Origin of the sequence: Halopseudomonas pelagia (assembly GCF_009497895.1) — a bacterium.
GTDB lineage: Bacteria > Pseudomonadota > Gammaproteobacteria > Pseudomonadales > Pseudomonadaceae > Halopseudomonas > Halopseudomonas pelagia_A.
Window position 1 is genome coordinate 2,144,202 of record NZ_CP033116.1, and the last position, 17,621, is coordinate 2,161,822.

15 protein-coding genes and 1 pseudogene are annotated in these 17,621 nt (G+C 58.4%); 9 read left to right on the forward strand and 7 right to left on the reverse strand.

Annotated elements, in window-relative coordinates:
* Positions 1–418 precede the first annotated feature (418 nt).
* Positions 419–784: a hypothetical protein gene (locus EAO82_RS10165; protein ID WP_096347193.1), complete on the forward strand. Its 366-nt coding sequence runs from the start codon at positions 419–421 to the stop codon at positions 782–784.
* A gap of 32 nt (positions 785–816) precedes the next feature.
* Here EAO82_RS10165 and EAO82_RS10170 read toward each other — a convergent pair whose 3' ends face one another.
* On the reverse strand, positions 817–2,742 hold the full coding sequence (locus tag EAO82_RS10170; protein ID WP_096347194.1) for a TRAP transporter permease: 1,926 nt from the start codon (positions 2,740–2,742) through the stop codon (positions 817–819).
* Between the two features lie 20 nt (positions 2,743–2,762).
* On the reverse strand, positions 2,763–3,959 hold the full coding sequence (locus EAO82_RS10175) for a TAXI family TRAP transporter solute-binding subunit (RefSeq protein ID WP_096347195.1): 1,197 nt from the start codon (positions 3,957–3,959) through the stop codon (positions 2,763–2,765).
* A 318-nt stretch (positions 3,960–4,277) separates the two neighbouring features.
* Here EAO82_RS10175 and EAO82_RS10180 point away from each other — a divergent pair, with 318 nt between their 5' ends.
* The 4 genes from EAO82_RS10180 to EAO82_RS10195 all read left to right on the forward strand — a co-directional run bounded on the left by EAO82_RS10180 (position 4,278) and on the right by EAO82_RS10195 (position 8,772).
* Positions 4,278–5,204: an AEC family transporter gene (locus EAO82_RS10180; protein WP_096347196.1), complete on the forward strand. Its 927-nt coding sequence runs from the start codon at positions 4,278–4,280 to the stop codon at positions 5,202–5,204.
* 94 nt (positions 5,205–5,298) lie between these two features.
* Entirely contained in the window at positions 5,299–6,471 is a 1,173-nt protein-coding gene (locus EAO82_RS10185; RefSeq protein ID WP_231703322.1) for an alpha/beta hydrolase, read from the forward strand.
* Between the two features lie 103 nt (positions 6,472–6,574).
* The gene (locus EAO82_RS10190) at positions 6,575–7,246 is read left to right on the forward strand and encodes an START domain-containing protein (protein WP_096347197.1); all 672 of its coding nucleotides are present in this window, start codon (positions 6,575–6,577) and stop codon (positions 7,244–7,246) included.
* Positions 7,247–7,257: 11 nt separating this feature from the next.
* Complete coding sequence (locus tag EAO82_RS10195; protein ID WP_096347198.1) at positions 7,258–8,772, forward strand: hypothetical protein; 1,515 nt, start codon at positions 7,258–7,260, stop codon at positions 8,770–8,772.
* 13 nt (positions 8,773–8,785) lie between these two features.
* Here the strand turns inward: EAO82_RS10195 and EAO82_RS10200 are convergent, their stop codons facing one another.
* Genes EAO82_RS10200 through EAO82_RS10210 form a run of 3 tightly spaced genes read right to left on the reverse strand, consistent with a single transcriptional unit; the run spans position 8,786 to position 10,807 of the window.
* A complete protein-coding gene (locus EAO82_RS10200; RefSeq protein ID WP_096347199.1) occupies positions 8,786–9,487 on the reverse strand; it encodes an SDR family NAD(P)-dependent oxidoreductase in 702 nt (233 codons plus the stop codon).
* 24 nt (positions 9,488–9,511) lie between these two features.
* Positions 9,512–10,267 carry a class I SAM-dependent methyltransferase gene (locus EAO82_RS10205; protein WP_153274285.1) on the reverse strand — a complete coding sequence of 252 codons (756 nt, stop codon included), beginning with the start codon at positions 10,265–10,267 and terminating at the stop codon, positions 9,512–9,514.
* A gap of 36 nt (positions 10,268–10,303) precedes the next feature.
* On the reverse strand, positions 10,304–10,807 hold the full coding sequence (locus tag EAO82_RS10210) for a winged helix-turn-helix transcriptional regulator (RefSeq protein ID WP_096347201.1): 504 nt from the start codon (positions 10,805–10,807) through the stop codon (positions 10,304–10,306).
* Positions 10,808–10,876: 69 nt separating this feature from the next.
* Here EAO82_RS10210 and EAO82_RS21170 point away from each other — a divergent pair.
* The 4 genes and pseudogenes from EAO82_RS21170 to EAO82_RS10225 form a co-directional block, all read left to right on the forward strand.
* Positions 10,877–11,001 (forward strand): annotated as a pseudogene (locus EAO82_RS21170) (winged helix-turn-helix transcriptional regulator); the annotation flags it as partial.
* Between the two features lie 209 nt (positions 11,002–11,210).
* Positions 11,211–13,847 carry a mechanosensitive ion channel domain-containing protein gene (locus tag EAO82_RS10215; protein WP_218838638.1) on the forward strand — a complete coding sequence of 879 codons (2,637 nt, stop codon included), beginning with the start codon at positions 11,211–11,213 and terminating at the stop codon, positions 13,845–13,847.
* A 236-nt stretch (positions 13,848–14,083) separates the two neighbouring features.
* Entirely contained in the window at positions 14,084–15,460 is a 1,377-nt protein-coding gene (locus tag EAO82_RS10220; protein WP_096347203.1) for an NAD-dependent succinate-semialdehyde dehydrogenase, read from the forward strand.
* A 31-nt stretch (positions 15,461–15,491) separates the two neighbouring features.
* Positions 15,492–16,007, forward strand: coding sequence for a CIA30 family protein (locus EAO82_RS10225; protein ID WP_096347204.1), 516 nt, complete (start codon positions 15,492–15,494; stop codon positions 16,005–16,007).
* Between the two features lie 55 nt (positions 16,008–16,062).
* On the opposite strand, the gene EAO82_RS10230 is transcribed toward EAO82_RS10225, so the two are convergent.
* Together EAO82_RS10230 and EAO82_RS10235 are read right to left on the reverse strand one after the other, a co-directional pair.
* Positions 16,063–16,959, reverse strand: coding sequence for a DMT family transporter (locus EAO82_RS10230; protein WP_096347205.1), 897 nt, complete (start codon positions 16,957–16,959; stop codon positions 16,063–16,065).
* Positions 16,960–17,208: 249 nt separating this feature from the next.
* Entirely contained in the window at positions 17,209–17,565 is a 357-nt protein-coding gene (locus tag EAO82_RS10235) for a hypothetical protein (RefSeq protein WP_096347206.1), read from the reverse strand.
* Positions 17,566–17,621: the final 56 nt, after the last annotated feature.

Below are 17,621 nucleotides of genomic sequence, written 5' to 3' on the forward strand. Positions count from 1 at the left end.
AGATGCGCAACAGCCAACTCCGTGACTGCTCAACGAGTGCAGCAACAGGAAATCAGGGCTCTGTCGGTTCGGCATCCAATTTCTCCATGTCAATAAACGGAAAAACTCCGGCCGCTCCATTGGTATAACTGTGGAGCGACAGGCGTCGTTGTCTGGCTGGACCAAATCCCGGTGATGCGCTATTTAAGCGGCAATTTTGTCACCAGCTCTCTGGCCGGTGTCTTCAAAGGAGCAAATCAGATGAAAGGCTAGCGTAGAGCTGATGTGTAGAGTGCGGGCGGGTTCGCTGTGAGCTACCGTTTGGGTTTTATCGTAGGATTTATTGGTTTTTCAAGTGCAGCCCCGGAGGTACCATACGGTTTGCAGGAGCCTAATTATGACCGCTTGCGGTCTGCACATCAGGATATAAGGACATAAAATGGAAGGTGTATTTTTCTTGGTAGTCATGTTGATTCTTTTTGGCTCGTTTATCGCTATTAGGGTCTCCCAAGTGGGTTTCAGAGCTGCCTTTGGTGGCGAGTTCAACCCGAACGGTCAGGACAAGAAAACCAAGGAAATGCGGGATATCTGCAGTCGATTTGTGGCGAAGGAAATGAAGGAAACCTATCAATCTCAGCCGGATAAGCTGTCAATTGCATTGCCAGAGCTAGTTGATGGGATGTCAACATTTGTAGGCGCAATGGGCTACAAGGTTAAGCCAGATACGATTGAATCCATGGTAAGAGCCGAACTCGTCTCAGGCGGGCATGTGAGCCAGGAACAGGCGGATGGCGTTCGGATTTGAACGCTTTCGGTCTCATACTTTTTTCTTAATCGTCATACCAGCCCTGGCTTGCCCCGGTTCTGCTGCCACACCATGGCTGCCAGCACGGCTGATGCCAGGCCGCCGATCAGGGTGGTCATCGGCCCCGGGAAGCTAAAGGCAAAGCCTGCGGCAATCAGCGGCAAGCGTTGCCAGGGTTTCACCAGACCGGCGCCGAGTAGGTAGCCCTCCAGCCCGCCGGAGATCAGCATAATGCCGGCGATAATCGAGGGCAGCACGTAGAGCAGCGGTGTCAGGTCTCCCTGCAGCAGCAGGGCAGGCTGGAACAGGAAGAACAGCGGCACGAAGTAAATAACAATGCCCAGGCGCATGGCGGTGAACGAGGTTCTCATCGGCTTGGCACCGGCTATGGTGCCAGCGAGAAAGGCCGCTGCGCCGACCGGAGGGGTGATCACCGAGAGCATGGCGTAGTAGACGATAAAGAAGTGCACGGCGATGGTATTCAGCCCGCCCACTTCAATGATCGCCGGGGCCAGTGTCACCGCCAGGAAGATATAGGCGACGATGGCCAACCCGGCCATGCCCATGACGAAACAGGCGACGATGCCAAACAGGATCACCAGAAACAGGTTGTCGCCGCCTAATCCCACCAGGCCGGAGGTGACCGAGCCGGTGACGCCGGTAATGGTCAGAGCGCCGACCACGAAGGCGATGGGCAGAATGATGGCGGCGGTCTGGGTGATGAGTACGCCGATCTGCCGTATGGCGCTGTACAGCCGGGCGGGCGTCAGGCGCGTTTCCTTGCGCAGGAACGACAGGCCAATCATCAGGATGCAGGCATACCAGGGCGTGTAGTATTCCCAGCGCATGTACAGCAGCCCCCACATCAGGAACGCCATGACGAACAGAAACGGCCAGCCGCGCATCAGCACCTTGCGGGTGGAGGGCAGATCTTCCTTCGGCATGCCTTTCATCCCGTTGCGCGCGGCATAGCCATCCACTTGCAGGATCAGGCCAAAGTAGAACAGCAGCGACGGCAGGATGGCGGCGATCATGATGGTGGCGTAGTCCACGCCAATGGTAATCGCCATGACGAAGGCAATCGCACCCATCACTGGCGGCATCACCACGCCGCCGGTTGAGGCGCAGGCTTCGATGGCTCCGGCGTAGTGGGGCGGGTAGCCGGCCTTTTTCATGGTCGGGATGGTGATGGAGCCGGTGCCGGCGATGTTGGAAAAGATCGAACCGGACAGGCTGCCCATAAAGGCGCTGGCGACCACCGCAACCTTGGCCGAGCCGCCGCGATAACGGCCGAAACCGGCATTGGCCAGGTCAATAAAGAAGGTGCCGGCGCCGGTCGCCAGCAGGATGCCGGCGAAGACCAGAAAGCCCAGAATGATCTCGGCGACGATCTTGGTGGTGATGCCCATCATGCCCTCGGCACGGAACACGTAGGATTCGATCATGTGGTCGAACTGGTAGGGCACGCCCATGAACAGGCCGGGGAAATGGCTGGCGACCAGCGGATACAGCCCGATCAGCACCACCACCAGCAGGAAGGGCGTACCGCCGCTGCGCCGGGCCAGCTCCATCATCAACAGCCAGATGAGAATGCCCAGGTACAGATTGCTCCAGCCGGCCTGAACCATGTCCCAAGCGTTGTGGGCGAAATAGAAACTCGCGGCCAGCACGCTTAAGGCGGCCAGTACATCGTAAATCGGCACTTTGGTCTGTGCGGCTCTGGCGGGTAGCGCGATAAAGGCGGCGGCGGCGAAGAAGCCGATAAAGATCCAGTAGTACTCGCCTTCCAGCAGGCGCCGGCCTTCCCAGGTAAAGCCGAATATATAGGCGATACCGCTGACCAGCCCGCAGACGCTCAGCACAACAAAGGCGATGCTCTGCCATGAGTAGGCGTCACCCAGCCGCGTAACCTCGTTGCCTGGTGCAGCTTCTTCAGCAGTGATGATGTCGGTTTTCATGGCGATACCTTTTTATTCGGTCAAAGACGCGTACGAAAGCCTTCCAGCCCCTGTGTGTGCTTCTTCACAATGGCCATGAATTGTTCGTCGTTGGCGTTCGGCTTGATACCGCTTGCCTGGGCTTCGGCCAGGGCGGCCTCGCGCGCGGCCATCCAGCTGTCCATCTTCTGAATCGCTTGCTGGTTCCAGCCTTCGTCTTCCTCGGTCCAGACGTTGATCTCCTTGAGATAACGCACCGTGCCTTCATGCACTGGCAGCGGCGAGCGATCCAGATATTCCCGGAACACCTCCATACTCATCCGTGTGGAGAGCGGGTGAGAGCCTTTGTACTCATCGAAGGACTGGTGAAACCATCTGGCCATGCGGTAGGCGAATTCCTCGTCTGCATCCGCCGGGGCCGCGTAGAGAAAGTTCGAGGCCAGGCCGTCGATGCCCTTGGAGGAGGCGACGCCCATGGTGATGGTGCCAGGCACGACCATGGGCCGGTGCTCCAGAAAGCCGGCCCATGCCTCGGTGTTGTCCAGATCCATGGGCAGCCAGCGAATGCCGCCGGGGGCGCCTTCCATTTCTGCCATTACCGAGCTGACCGTGGCGCAGTAGGCGACATCGGCCCGGCCTTCCACGACGGTGCGGCAGTTCTCGACATAACTGCTGGCGGGCACAAATTGGTAATTGGCAGCGCCTTCTTCCGGCGTCATGCCGAGGTAGGCGGGCAGGCCATCACGGACGGCGGCAATCATGGGCGGCGAGAATTGCCCCTGGGCCACCCTGAGGCCTCCTTGCTTGAGGTCGTCCATGCTGTGCAGATCAGAGTCGCCGGATACAACAAAGCCCCAGGGCGTGTCGTTGTGGTGCCAGATTACGCGTTGGGGTACGGGCGTCATGGTCGCGTAGTGGCCGATGCCCTGGATCTGGAAGCGCAGTTCCGCCGCTGAGACCGAGCTTAGCGCCAGATCGCGACGTTCGGTGAGGCGGCGATGGCGCTGGACTTCGCTGTCCTCCGGCACCACGCGCACGTTGATGCCCAGATCCTTCTGCAGCGTTGGCCCCCAGCCGTTGGTGGAGGCAAAGCTGCCGCTGGAGGTGCCGGGCGTGCCGATCACCAGCAGGTTCGGCATGCTGTCATCATTGGCCTGGGCTGAAGTGATAGCGCTGAATGCCAGCGCGCCCGCCATAGAGCTGGCAGCCAACACCGCCTTCAGCGATCTGATCTGCATAAGAGCTGTCTCCGATTTTGTTCTTGTTATCGTGATGACGCTTCTGTGTGCCTTCGGCACCGGCAAAATCAAACTAAAGTCGATAGCGCGTTGCTGTCAAGAAAGCGGATGCTCCATGCTGGTTGGGCAAAAGACTTGATTCACAGGGTGAATGGCTACTTCTGCTGAACCTCGGTTTGATATCTTGGTGACATCTGCCTGGCGAATGCGCGACCCTTATCTATTGGCTCAATGCTGAGCGTACTGCGCAGCGCAGCACCTACTAGGAACCACTGACATGCCGATTGACTGCATTGCCTCTGATCGTAACGAGGCGCCATGACCTCTTTGCTGTTACTCGCTTTAGTGCCTATCGCCATTCTGATTGCCATGGGCACCTGGCTGCGTCAATCCGGCTTTGTGCAGGAGACGTTCTGGCCGCAGGCTGAAAAACTGGGCTATTACGTGCTGTTGCCGTCGCTGTTCTTTCATAGCCTGGCCACGGCAGAGTTGGGCGATGTGCCCGTGCGCGCGATGATGCTGACGCTGGTGTTGTCCATTCTGGTGGTTGCGGCACTGCTGCTTGCGCTGCGGCCGCTGTTCAAGCTGGACGGCCCAGCGTTCACCTCGCTGTTTCAGGGCGGGGTACGTTTCAATAATTACGTGGGCGTGTCTGCCGCGGCAGGTCTGTTCGGCGCGCAGGGCATTGCCCTCGCGGCGCTGGCCAACGCGGCGATAGTGCCCACCGTCAATGTGCTCTGCGTGCTGGTTCTGGCGCGCTATGGCTCGGCAGGACGATTGTCACTTCTGGCTGTAGCTCGGCAACTGGTGCGTAATCCGTTACTGGTTGCCTGCGTGCTGGGTATGGCGGCGCAGGCGATGGAATTGCGCATCCCCGGGGGGATAGAACCGGCGCTCAAAGCGCTGGGGCAGGCGTCGCTGCCGCTTGGTCTGCTGTGCGTCGGCGCCGCCTTGAACCTGAGCGCAGCTGCCGGCTGGATAAGGCCGATAGGTCTTTCGTCCGTCGCCAAGTTCCTGATCCTGCCGCTGGTCACCCTGGGCTTCTGCCACCTGTTCGGTTTGCAAGGGGAGGCGGCTATAGCCGCCATCCTGTTCCAGGCGTTACCGACTGCCTCGTCGTCCTACATATTGGCGCGCCACCTGGGCGGCGACGCGCCGCTGATGGCCGGCATTATTGCCGCCCAGACCCTGATTGCCGCCGTCGCGCTGCCGGTGATGGTGATTACCTTGACGCCCTGGCTTTAGTGATGAATAGCCAGCTCACCTGTGCTTCAGCCTGCTCTGCACATGGCCAGCAGCGACTAAACTGCGTAAACCCACCCAAAAATGTAAAACCAATATGCCCGCACCCAAACACGATACCCCGCCCCACATGACCGTGACCGAGCTGGCCGAACAACTGCCGCCTGGCATCCGTTCGCGCATGCTGAACAATGGCAATGGCCTTGATATGCATATTCTTGAGGCGGGTTTTGAACAACCCGGCCGCGAGTGTGTATTGCTGCTGCACGGCTTCCCGGAGCTGGCCTTTACCTGGCGCAAGGTGATGTTGCCGCTGGCGGCTGCGGGTTACCACGTGGTGGCGCCGGATCAACGCGGTTACGGGCTGACCGAAGGGGCGGATCTGCGCTTTGACGGCGAGCTTAGCCAATACCACTTACTCAATCTGGTGCGCGATGCCCTGGGGCTGGTGTTTGCGCTGGGCCATAGCGCTGTGGCAGCGATTGTGGGCCATGATATCGGCTCGCCGGTTGCTGCGACCTGCGCCCTGACTCGGCCGGATGTATTCCGCGCCGTCGCGTTGATGAGTGCTCCTTATCCTGGCGTACCCGACTTTCGCTTTGATGGCCGTAAGAGTGCTGAGCAGGCTGCCCGTTTGCATGAGGATCTGGCAGCGCTCACCCCGTCGCGTCTGCATTACCAACGGTATTTCTGCGCACCGCAGGCCAATGGCGACATGCTCGATTGCCCGCAAGGATTGCACGATTTTCTGCGCGCCTATTTTCATATGAAAAGTGCTGATTGGCCGGGCAACACGCCCGCGCCGCTGGCATCGGCCAGCGCTGCGGAGCTGGCGAGAATGCCTGAGTATTACGTGATGCAGGCCGGCAAGACCATGCCGGAGACGGTCGCCTCCGCGATGCCCACGCCGGAGCAGGTGAGTGCCTGTGACTGGTTGCCTGACGATGAGCTGGCAAGCTATGCCCGCCTGTTTGCTGAAACCGGATTCCAGGGCGGGCTGCAATGGTATCGCGCCTTCGCCTCAGCCGCTTCCCAGGCAGAACTGTTGTTGTTTGCCGGCAATACCGTCAGCGTGCCGTCCTGCTTTATCGCCGGTGAAAAAGACTGGGGTATCTACCAAAGCCCCGGCGCCTTTGAGGCCATGCAAAGCCGTGCGTGCACAGACCTTCGCAGTTGCGATCTGTTGCCGGACGCGGGGCATTGGGTGCAGCAGGAGCAACCTGAACTGGTGGTGGACAAGCTGTTGGAGTTTCTGGCTGGTTTGCGTTAAGGGGGGAGTGGGTCGGAGTAACCTTTGCGTTGGATTTCGATGTGCTACTTTGAATGGTATTCAGATTCAGCACTTTCCTGAAAGCGGCACGGGATGACGACCAGTGGCTATCAGCGATATCAAGGCCCGGCTGTTCCAGGTATCTCGCCGATCTCATTGCGGCCTATGCCTGCGCGCGGGCCTTTTCTTGCTGACGACACTGGCGCTCAGCCTTTCCGGCCGGGTGTTAGCGGTGGAAGTTGAACGTGTTTCCCGTGACGGCCCAGATGAACTCCGCGCTACGGTCTCGGTTGCGGCACCGTTGACGCGGGCTTTAACGCTGCTTGAGAAACCTTGCCACCTGCTAGAGTGGGTACCCAAACTGCGCTCCTTGACGATTCTGGCAAAGCCGGGTGAAAACCAGACGCTGGTGTATATGGCGACGGAGCTGGGTTGGCCGATGAATCTCCGTGACAGTGTCACACTCTTTACCCGCAGCGAAGGGCCGCCGGTCACACTGACTATGCAGTCCAGGCCCGATAGCGTGCCGGCCGTTGACGGCTACCAGAGAATCCCATTCAGCGAAGGCAGCTGGACTTTGTACGCCGAGCGGGCCGATACCACTCGTATCGATTATGTACAGCGTGTCGAACCCGGCGGGCAGGTATCGCAATGGTTATCTGATCGTATCGGTATGACCGAGGTGGCTGAGCTGCTGCAATCTCTGCGCGACTATGCTGCCGACAGCCGCAGCAAGACGTGCGGTGATGATGCTTCCGATCCAGGGCTTCGATAGGTTTTTCGCTGATGCCATATGCTGCCAGACCATTGTGCTTCCAGTTGGCCCTGACCTTGTTGCTCACTGCGCTGGCCGGCTGTGCCGGAATCAATGTTGCTGAGGTTGACCGGGTTGCCGTGAGGGAGAGCCGGGCGTCGATAAAGGCGAGCCTTCATGACTGCCACGCCGGGTATGACGCTCTGGATGCCATGGCGCGGGACCTCGGCACGGTGGATGCGCGATACCAGCGCGTAGAAGGTCTTGCTCATTTGCGCACCTCACGGTTTCTCGCCAGTTTTGATGTTGCTGCGCTGTCTGAGGCTGCGTATCAGCGTTGGCTTAAGCATCAGAACTCGCATGCTGTGGAGGGGCTTTTCATCGAGTGGTTGCGTCTGCCGCCGGCCAGTCAGCAGCAGCTGAGCCACTACTGGCCTGGCGACCAGGCAGCGGTAAAACGTGCACTCAGTGACTGCGGTGGCGCGCTGGTAGCGCACCAGGCTGAGTTGCCACGCCTGACCGGCATGACCACTGACGGTCAGTATCAGAACTGGAAACGTTGGGCAGGTCTTTACCCGTTGGCCGTCATGCCGTTCTATCTGGGCGTGGTAAACGAACACCGGAACCTGCAACAACAACAGCGCGAGTTTGCCAATAATGATACTGAACGGGCAGGGCAGTGGACGCATTACCTGCAACCGCTACCCACGCCGTCTCCTGCCGAGGCGTTGGAATTATTACGCCAGCAACCATTGGATGAATTGGGCATACCGCTGTTGGGCTCAGCCATAGAGGAGCAGTTACTTGACGCCTTTATGCCGGCCCTGGCGATCAAGAACACCCATGGCGCAGCTGCCGACAATGACCGACCCGCGCACTTGATCGCCGACGCTTCCGGAGCCATTCAGCGTGACACGACCCAACCCACGGTTTATACCCATGTCAGCCATGGTCGCTATCAGGGCCAGGTAACCCTGCAGCTGAATTACAGTGTCTGGTTTGCCGAGCGCAAGGCGGAGCAGGCGCTGGACTTGCTCGCTGGCGAGTTCGACGGCATTACCTGGCGGGTTCATCTGCTGCCGTCAGGCGCTGTTCTGGGCTACGACAAGATGCATCAGTGCGGTTGCTGGTATCAGTTTTTTCCGGCCGAGGGGCTTGATGCCCAGCCCGCTTTGCCCCGGACTCAGGAGCCGTTCAATATTGGGCGAACGCTACACCCGGAGCAGCGGCATACTTTATGGCTGGCAGCGAACACGCATCACTTGCTTGGCGTACAGGCTGCTAACGCGCCGCGCGCCACGCAGCCTCTGACTGTGCAGCCCTATGCGCAATTAAGAGCGCTGGAAAGCCCGGACGGGCACTATTACAGTCCATTCGATGCGCAAGGATTGGTGCCTGAGTCCAGGCGACCCGAGCGCCTGGTATTCTGGCCCATGGGCATTCCCAGCCCAGGCGCGATGCGCATTCACGGCACCCACGCTATCGCTTTTATTGGTTACAGGCATTTCGATGATCCCTGGCTACTGGAAGAGCTGGGGCTGGAATAGTTGCCAGCTCCGCCTACCATTTTTCATGGTAAGGGCGCACCTCAGCGAGGAAAGACCACGCGTCTTTGGGTTGATGAGCCAGGTGAAAGACCTCTGCTGCAATGCTCTTGGGCTGGATGAAAAAGTCATCCGCGGCTTCGCTGTGCATCTTGCGCGCCCAAGGCACATCAATGACGGCATCAATTACCAGATAGGCCACATGCACGCCCTTGGGACCCAGGTCTCTGGCCAGCGACTCGGCGAGAATGCGCTGGGCTGCCTTGGTGGGGGCGAACCCGGCGAAATTAGGCTTGCCGCGCAACGCCGAGGTGTTGCCCGTGACGATGATCGAACCTTCACCCGCTTCAATCATGCCGGGTGCAACCATCTGCGCCAGATGCAGCAGGGTCATGGTGTTGATCTCGAAGTTTTTCTGCAGCACAGCCGGGTCGGTCTCCTGAAAGGATGCGAAAGACCCGCCGACGGCATTATGCACAACCACCTTGGGCGCGCCGATCTTGTCGATCACCTGCTGCAGGGCCTGGGTATCGGTCACATCGCAGGGCATGGCGAAAGCGCCGGGCACCTCTGCTTCAAGCTTGGCAAGCCGGTCAACATCACGTGCGATCATTGCGACGCGATAACCGGCTTCGGCGAAGCGACGAACCAGAGATGTACCCACTCCTTGGCCTACGCCAGTGATCAGCGCCAGAGGCTGTTCGGAAGAATTGTTCATGAGTTTGCTGCTCCTTTCCATTGTTTACTTGCTGGTGGAATCAAGGGGTTTGCGGAATTTCAGCGTCATCCGGTCGGTTTCGCCGATGGCTTTGTACTTGTCTTCATCACCCGAGCGCAGGGCAGGGGGGAGGGACCAGGCGCCATGCGGGTGATCTTTGCTGTCTAGCGGGTTGGCGTTGATTTCGCTGGCGCCGTCGAACACGAAACCGGCACGCTGGGCGATCTCCTTGACGTAGGCTTCGGTGACATAAGCGCTGGTGCGCATGGTCTGCATATCGGCATCGGGCCGGGCGCGGTGCTCCACTATTCCGAGCACGCCGCCGGGTTTCAGCGCCTGGTAAAACGCAGCGAAATAGTCATCTTCCTGTTCCGCCATGATCCAGTTGTGCACATTACGGAAGGTCAGGGCCAGATCCACGCTGCCCGGAGGCGCAACGCTGATTTCCTTGGGTGGGTTGATGTGCCGCACCGTGACCTTGCCGAAAATCTCCGGCTGGCGTATTACGCGGCTTTCATACATTTCCAGCACTTTGGGCATGTATGGCATCAGTCCATCCGGTGAGAAATGCGCGACGTACAAGCGCCCCTTGTCTGCCAGGTAGGGCGCGAGGATTTCCGTATACCAACCCAGGGCCGGCAGGATTTCCAGTACTGTCATGTCAGGCTGCAAACCGAAGAAATTCAGCGTTTCGACCGGGTGCCGCGCGTCGTTGCGAGCAATGTTCTGCGCGCTTCTGTGCTTGCCTACGACCAGGGATTCGAGCGTTGTATCTGTCATCTGTGGCTCCTGAAGAAAGAGTTGAGGGATAGTCCCTCAGGTATCGGACTTGGCCTTGAAAGGGGCCAACATGGCGTGGACATGCGCATCGGCGCCGGGTCCGGGACGCAGCCATATTCTTTCGCGCGGAACGACCTTGCCGGTTTTTGCATCGACCAGAGCAAGGCGCAATTCGTTTTCGGTCTCGCGATCAACCAATTCGATAGTCGGCGCACCATAGCCAGAGGCATCCCAGCGATCCCCCCATTCACGCAGGGCGGTGGTGACTTTCCACAGATCCCGGCCTTTGTCGGTCAGGTGGTATTCATCACGTGGCGGCCGCTCGTTGTAGCGGGTGCGCTTGACCACACCGTGCTCCTCCAGCGATTGCAGCCGCTTGGACAGGGTGGTGGTGGGGATGCCGCAGCTCTTTCTGAACTCGTCATAGCGCGACAGTCCCAGGCCCAGATCGCGCAGCAACAGCAGCGTCCAGCGATCACCGATGATTTCCAGCGCACCCGCTACCGAGCAGCGCATACCCGCAAAGGATTTGGTTTTCATTTGAGATTCTCTTGGTTACTCTTATTATGAGAGTTACAAGTTCTTTTGCGTCTGTCAAGCCGATGAGAGCTGCTGTCCGTGATAGGCGACCGGTGGACGATACTGATACTGCGTGACTGTTTTTGCGGGTCAGGCGCTTTGAATATTTCCAGAGAAACCTGGTAATAGCACGTCCGGTCTTGGCGGATCGCCTGCAAATCGGCCCCGCTTTAGCCTAGAGCAACGACTGTTGAACCAAGTGCAGAGCCAACCCCGGTTGGCTTTCTGGTTGTTGTTTTTCCGTTACACTGCGGTGGTTTGATTTAAACAGGCCCTGCTATCCATGACTGAACGACGGTTTCCCTCCACTTGCTGGCTCCTTTTCACCAGTCTCATTCTGAGTTGTCTGTTGGTGTCGCCCGCCATGGCGTCGGTTACCGATTTGTTGAATGCGGCCACCAGCGGGGGGCAGGAGGAGAGTGCCAGCGAAGCATCCGATGACCAGAAGGAATCCGAAGAGTCGGCAGAGGAACCCCCGCCTGAGCCGTCCGCCAATCCGGTCCAGCCCATATTGGAGGCGGAGCCAGATCAGTTTTTGGAGAGTGATTTTTCGACGTCAGAGTCAGGTGATGCTCCCCAGCAAATTCAGATTCTGCGTGAGTCACTGAGTAACCGTCAGGCTGCATTGGACGGCAGCCGCCGGCGGCTGGCTCATGCCCAAACTCTGCTGGAACGACTGGATAACGAGTACCGCAGTTTCGAGTTGCGGCTTGAGAAGGCAGGGCTGAACCTGACCGTGGACTATGCCCGTCTACTACGCCAACGGCTGGATCGGCTCAATAGCCAGACCATTGCTGTCGAGCTGACCGATGGCATCAGCGGCCGATTGTCAGCCGCCCGTGAAGAGCAGCTGCGTCTAGAGGAGTATGAGGCCCTCAGCGATAACGATGCCCAGGAGGATTCTTCACAGGTACGCCAGGAGCTGATTACTCAGCTTCACGGTGTCGTCACAGAACACATCGATGTTCTCAACGAGTATTACAACACCGTGACCGAGCTACGGACACGTTTCGACGCCTACCAGGAGCTGCTTCAACAACGCCTGTTCTGGCTTCCCAGCACCGAGCGGGTGGGTCCTGAGACCGTCATGGATTTGTATCAGGGCAGCATTTGGTTTGTATCGAATTTTCATCTGGAGCCCGTCACGGACGCCCTGCGTCATTCCTTTGCCGAAAGAACCATTCGAATACTGGTGGTGCTGGCCGCGCTGATAGTCCTGTTGGCGCGGCGCCGAGTCTTGCGGCAGAAGTTGGTGGATTGCGGGAAAGACGTCGGCAATGTGGGTCGTGATCGCATGGCCGCCACTTTCACCGCAGGGGGTGTGAGTCTTATCCTCGCATTACCAGGGGTCCTGGTACTCTTGCTCGCAGCACTGATGCTCAAGGAAGGCAACAGCTTCTTCTCTGCCTTATCCTCCGGTTTTAGCTCGGCCGCCTTTGTCACATTGCTCCTGGAGTCGCTGCGCTCGGTAGCCCGTAGGGACGGGTTAGGTGAGCGTCACTTCAAATGGAATGGTCCGTCGCTGGCGGCTATTCGGCGTCAAATTCCGATACTGTTAGCGGTGCTTACTCCGGTAGTGATCGTACTGCCAACAATGGACGCGCAGGAGGGAGGCGCTTTCGATGACAGCCTTGGGCGATTGCTGTTCATAACCACTTCGGTGGCAATGGCCTGGTTCGCTTGGCGGGTGACGAGGGCTGTACTGCACGCTGCGCTCCACCGCAAATTCCTGAAAAGCGCACAAGTGCTTGCCGTCGCTACGCCCTTGGCGCTCGCCGTAGCAGCCCTCGGGGGCTATTACTATACGGCGGTCCAGTTGCAGGGGCTGATGTTCATCAGCATCTGCTGGGTAGCCTTCGTCATTTTGCTGTACTACCTGTGTCTTCGCGGCTTGTCCGTGCGCGAGCGACGCATGACCCTCAAGCGGCTGCGGGAACAACGCATTGCCGAACGCAAGATGGCTGAAGCCCGTGAAGCTGCGGAGAATTCTGGCGAGGGCGTCCCCGTGGCTTTCGATATGCCCGAAATGGACCTGGAAGACATCAGTCAGCAAAGTAAATCACTGATACGCATACTGGCCGTGACCCTTGCGCTTTATGTGCTGTGGGGCTTCTGGGCCGACGTCATTCCCGCTCTACAGATATTCGATAACATCACGCTGTGGAGCATCGGTGGCGAAGCGGAGGGCGAGACTTCAGTGGCCATCACCCTGGGTGATCTGATGTTGGCATTGCTGGCCGGCGTTGGCACTCTGCTGGCCGTTCGCAACCTGCCGGGTACCCTGGAGGTGATGGTGTTGAGTCGGGTCAATCTGGAGCCTGGCTCTGGGTACGCGATCACGACACTGGTTACCTACGTCATTGTGTTTATTGGTGTGATCACGGCACTGGCCGTTATCGGCGTGCAGTGGTCCGAGCTGCAGTGGCTGATCGCTGCCCTGGGCGTGGGTTTGGGGTTCGGGTTGCAGGAGATTGTTGCCAACTTTGTTTCCGGCATTATCCTGCTGTTCGAACGGCCCATTCGTGTGGGCGACACGGTAACTATCGGCGGAACAACTGGCACTGTGTCCCGTATCCGCATTCGTGCTACCACTCTGGTGGATTGGGATCGCAAGGAGCAGATTATTCCCAACAAGACCTTTGTGACCCAGGATCTGACCAACTGGACACTGACCGATCCGATAACCCGCGTGATCATTCAAGTGATGGCGGCGTACGGCTCGGATGTGGACAAGGTTCGGGATCTGCTGCAGGAAGTAGCGGAAAATAACGAAAGGGTTCTGAACGACCCGGCCCCGGCAGTCTTTTGCGTGGGCCTGGGGGAGCGCGGAATCAATTTCGAAGTACGGGTATTCGTGCAAGACCTTCTGGACTTCATGCCGCTGTCACATGAGTTGCATTCGGCGGTCACCCGCGCGTTCAAAGAAGCCGAGATGGAAATTCCCTTTCCTCAGCAGGATATTCATATTCGCAGTGTGCCCATGCCCAAGAGCGTGTCCTGAAGCAAGAGCGGCCGCAGTCCTTCAATGCTGTTCAGCCAGCCAGACTGCCGTTGCCACCTAGCTCCACCACCACGGACATTTCCTGACTCAATGGGCCAGGAACTACTGAAAAAGCCTGCTGGTCCATTGTGGCAGACAGCCAAGGGTGTCTTCGCGGCCAAGCAGATGAGTGCTGATGCGTGAATCATGCCGACGGCGCCCGCTGTACCAACCTATTCGACCCCGTAGGAGCGACCATGTCGACCATCACTACTGTTAACCCCGCCACTGAAGAACAACTCCACACCTACGATGTCATGTCCGAAGAGGAAGCCACTGAGCGTTTGGAAGCTTGTCATGCTGCTTTTCTGGAATGGCGTGAACTGACTCCCCAGGACCGGGCGCCTTACTTGGCGAAGATCGCGCAAAAGCTGCGTGAGCATGCGGATGAGCTGGCTGCATTGATGACCAGTGAAACCGGTAAGCTGCTAAAGGACGGCCGCGTTGAAGTCGAACTCTGTGCGGCCCTGTTCGAATACAGCGCCAAGAACGGCCCCGAGTTGCTGGCCGATGAAGAGCGTAAGCAGGGGCTTAGCGGCAAGCGTGGCATCGTCAGCTATCAGCCCATTGGGGTGATCTATTCGATTCAGCCCTGGAATTTTCCCTGCTACCAGGTGGTTCGAGTGCTGGCCGCCAACCTGATGGCGGGTAATGGCTGTTTGCTCAAGCATGCCAGCATCTGCACCGGATCAGGCTTGCGCCTGCGGGAAATTTGCATTGAAGCGGGACTGCCCGAGAATCTGTTTCAAGTCGTGGTGATCGGCCATGACACCAGCGACAAGCTGATCGCCCACCCCAAGGTCCGTGGCGTTACGATGACCGGCAGCGACGGAGCAGGGCGGCACATTGGCGCGACGGCAGCCAAAGCGCTGAAGAAGACGGTACTTGAACTGGGATCCAACGACGCCTATCTGGTACTTGAAGATGCCGACATTGAAACGGCGGTGAAATATTCAGTGATGGGGCGGCTATACAACAATGGCGAGACCTGCGTCTCTGCCAAGCGGTTCATCGTCACGGAAAAAGTCTATGACGCCTTTGTTGAAGCATTCGTGGCTCAGATGAAAGCCATTACCATGGGCGACCCCACGAGCAAGGACACACAGCTGGGTCCGCTTTCCAGCCAGGACCAGTTCGATACGGTCAAAGAACAAGTGGAGAGCAGCGTCGCAAAGGGTGCGAAAGTCCTCTGCGGTGGTGAGGTGCCGGATCGCAAGGGTGCTTATTATCCTGCCACCGTGTTGACGGAAGTCACTCCCGGAATGCCGGCCTATGACGATGAAATCTTCGGGCCTGTTGCGGCAGTCATCCGCGCCAAAGATGACGAGGATGCCATGCGACTGGCGAACGATAGTCGCTACGGTCTGGGTGGCGGGATCTTCTGCAAGGATGAGGAACGCGCCATCAAGCTGGCCCGTGATCACTTCGAGACGGGCATGATTCGTATCAACTCATTCGGTGCTGCTGATCCGAATATGCCATTTGGCGGAGTCAAGGATTCCGGGTACGGACGCGAACACGGCGGCTTCGGCATGAAAGAGTTCGTCAACGTAAAGGCGATTTTCCTGCCATGAATACACGGGTAGCCACCTGGTGAGCGAGCACATGAAAACTGAAGGCCCCTCAGCAGAGTCACTGACTGATATCTACCAGGCACGTCCGGGCGAGCCATCGCCCTGGACCGCCATCACCGATCAGGTCATGGGCGGCGTTTCCACCGCTGAAGTGATGCAGGATGGGCGCTATGGCTCGGCCTGTACCTGTCTGACAGGCCGCACCAGCCTGGAGAACAACGGCGGCTTTGTGCAGATGAAGCTTGAGATTGAGCCAGCTTGGCCGTGTGCTGAGTACGCGGGCTTCTTTATCGAGCTTTGCGGCCCAGCACACGACTACAACCTGAACGTCAAAACCACGCAGCTGGACAAGCCCTGGCAATCCTTTCGCTGCACCTTGCCGGTCGAGCCAGAATGGACGCGCTTTGTTGTGCCCTATGCGCAATTGAGCCCGCACCGCACAGATGCCGAGCTTGACCCGGCGAAGATCCGCAGCGTGGCTGTTATCGCGATTGGCGAGGCATTTGATGTGGATGTATGTGTTCGGCGGTTCGGGTTTTTTAAGTAGTAAATCGGACACCAGCGGAGAACGGCTTTTGTTTCTGCCTCAACTGATCCGCCTCTCAGCGCGTAGAGCTGTCAGAGGCGGACCGCGCGGAATTGGAATAGGCACTCAATGCCGTCACTGTCACCAGTATTAGCCCCATCCCCAGCATCTGTGTAGCCGCCAGGTCTTCATTCAGCACGGCGAAGCCGAACAGCGTGGCGGTTACCGGTTCTACCATCGCCACAATGGAAGCCACGGTCGGAGAAGTGCGACCCAGGCCGATGACATAAAGAGTGAACGACAACCCCGCACCGAACACGCCGAGTGCTACGAACAGCGGCCAATCCGATGTGCCTAAGGCCGCCGTCTTCTGGCCGGTATCGCCCAGCCAGATGAGTATGGCCACAAGTACCGCGAAGGCTACGGATAAAATGGTTTGCGGGCGGCCGTGGGGGCTCGCGTACTTGAAAGCAAAAATGAACATGGCGTAGGACACGCCAGCAAGCAGGCCGGCGGCCACACCGATTGCCGTGAGATCGCTGGCACCGATGTCGTAAATCTGGGTAAGCAGCATGACGCCGACAATCACTACCGCGATCGCGCCCCACTTGAACGGCGTCGGGCGTTCCAGATTCAGAGCAAATGACACGAGATACACAAAAACTGGTGCGCAGTACATCAGCGTAGCGGCTACTGCAACGCTGCCGTGCTCGATGCTCAGGAAATAAAACGAGAAGTTGCCTGCTACACCGAGGCCGCCAACCACTGACCAGAACCAGAGCTTGCGGCTTGCAAGTCCGCTTTTGTCTGGGCGCAGCACCAACCAGACCAGGACGCAGAACAGTCCGATTGCGCCCCGGTAGAATGACACGACAGACGCGTCCCAGCCTTCGCCCATGAGGATAGCGCCAATCCCGCCCGACAATCCCCAGAACAGAGCCGCCAACGCCACAAAAGCTGTACCTGCACCCATTATTTCATCTCGCGTTTCTACGTGGATTAAAGTTCGTTAGGGTGGGTTAGAGTCGGTGTGTTGCATTTTGTTGCGAGTCTTTTCAAGACGGTCTGCGGGGATGCATGCAGGAAGAAAAGGGTGTTGACCAGCAAAGTGTCCGCGACTAGAGCGTTATAGCCGCCTAGCGCAGGCAGTGGTGCCTGTGCCTGCGACGCGTTTGCCTATTGCGGTAAGTATTGTAGGCAACTCGGTGGAGCTAGGGGCTGGTCAAAGCAGCTGTGTATCTTCACAGATCAACTTCACGCGAATGGTTTCCGTGGAGTAGTCCCCACCAATGCGCAGCTCGGCTTGTTCGCCGGGCTGAATGGTCGCTTCTGGGAAAAAGGTCCAGGCCTGTTCTGCCGGTTCTGGCCTGAGCGAACATTCCACCGCACTGCTGTGGTTATTGGTCAGGCGCAGATGCTTGGGATTATCGGCGCGGGCCGGGCCAGTCGAGTCTTCCGGATCGATGACCAGGGTGCGAATGTCCAACTCGTTGAGCTCGCTGTCCAGCAGCACCTGTGGCGCGGCTAAGGCGACGGCAGGCATGCAGGCAATCACGACGCAGGCGTGGGCTAACTTCATCGTGCGACTCCTTATGTTTACCGATACACAGCAGTAGAGACCGCTGCGCGTCTCAG

Excerpts from the sequence above, each read along its gene's own strand:
- EAO82_RS10180 (WP_096347196.1), top strand. The coding sequence starts at position 4,278 with ATGACCTCTTTGCTGTTACTCGCTTTAGTGCCTATCGCCATTCTGATT.
- EAO82_RS10220 (WP_096347203.1), top strand. The coding sequence starts at position 14,084 with ATGTCGACCATCACTACTGTTAACCCCGCCACTGAAGAACAACTCCAC.
- EAO82_RS10195 (WP_096347198.1), top strand. The coding sequence starts at position 7,258 with ATGCCATATGCTGCCAGACCATTGTGCTTCCAGTTGGCCCTGACCTTG.
- EAO82_RS10165 (WP_096347193.1), top strand. The coding sequence starts at position 419 with ATGGAAGGTGTATTTTTCTTGGTAGTCATGTTGATTCTTTTTGGCTCG.
- EAO82_RS10200 (WP_096347199.1), bottom strand. The coding sequence starts at position 9,487 with ATGAACAATTCTTCCGAACAGCCTCTGGCGCTGATCACTGGCGTAGGC.
- EAO82_RS10205 (WP_153274285.1), bottom strand. The coding sequence starts at position 10,267 with ATGACAGATACAACGCTCGAATCCCTGGTCGTAGGCAAGCACAGAAGC.
- EAO82_RS10230 (WP_096347205.1), bottom strand. The coding sequence starts at position 16,959 with ATGGGTGCAGGTACAGCTTTTGTGGCGTTGGCGGCTCTGTTCTGGGGA.
- EAO82_RS10175 (WP_096347195.1), bottom strand. The coding sequence starts at position 3,959 with ATGCAGATCAGATCGCTGAAGGCGGTGTTGGCTGCCAGCTCTATGGCG.
- EAO82_RS10215 (WP_218838638.1), top strand. The coding sequence starts at position 11,211 with ATGGCGTCGGTTACCGATTTGTTGAATGCGGCCACCAGCGGGGGGCAG.
- EAO82_RS10225 (WP_096347204.1), top strand. The coding sequence starts at position 15,492 with ATGAAAACTGAAGGCCCCTCAGCAGAGTCACTGACTGATATCTACCAG.
- EAO82_RS10235 (WP_096347206.1), bottom strand. The coding sequence starts at position 17,565 with ATGAAGTTAGCCCACGCCTGCGTCGTGATTGCCTGCATGCCTGCCGTC.
- EAO82_RS10170 (WP_096347194.1), bottom strand. The coding sequence starts at position 2,742 with ATGAAAACCGACATCATCACTGCTGAAGAAGCTGCACCAGGCAACGAG.
- EAO82_RS10210 (WP_096347201.1), bottom strand. The coding sequence starts at position 10,807 with ATGAAAACCAAATCCTTTGCGGGTATGCGCTGCTCGGTAGCGGGTGCG.
- EAO82_RS10185 (WP_231703322.1), top strand. The coding sequence starts at position 5,299 with ATGCCCGCACCCAAACACGATACCCCGCCCCACATGACCGTGACCGAG.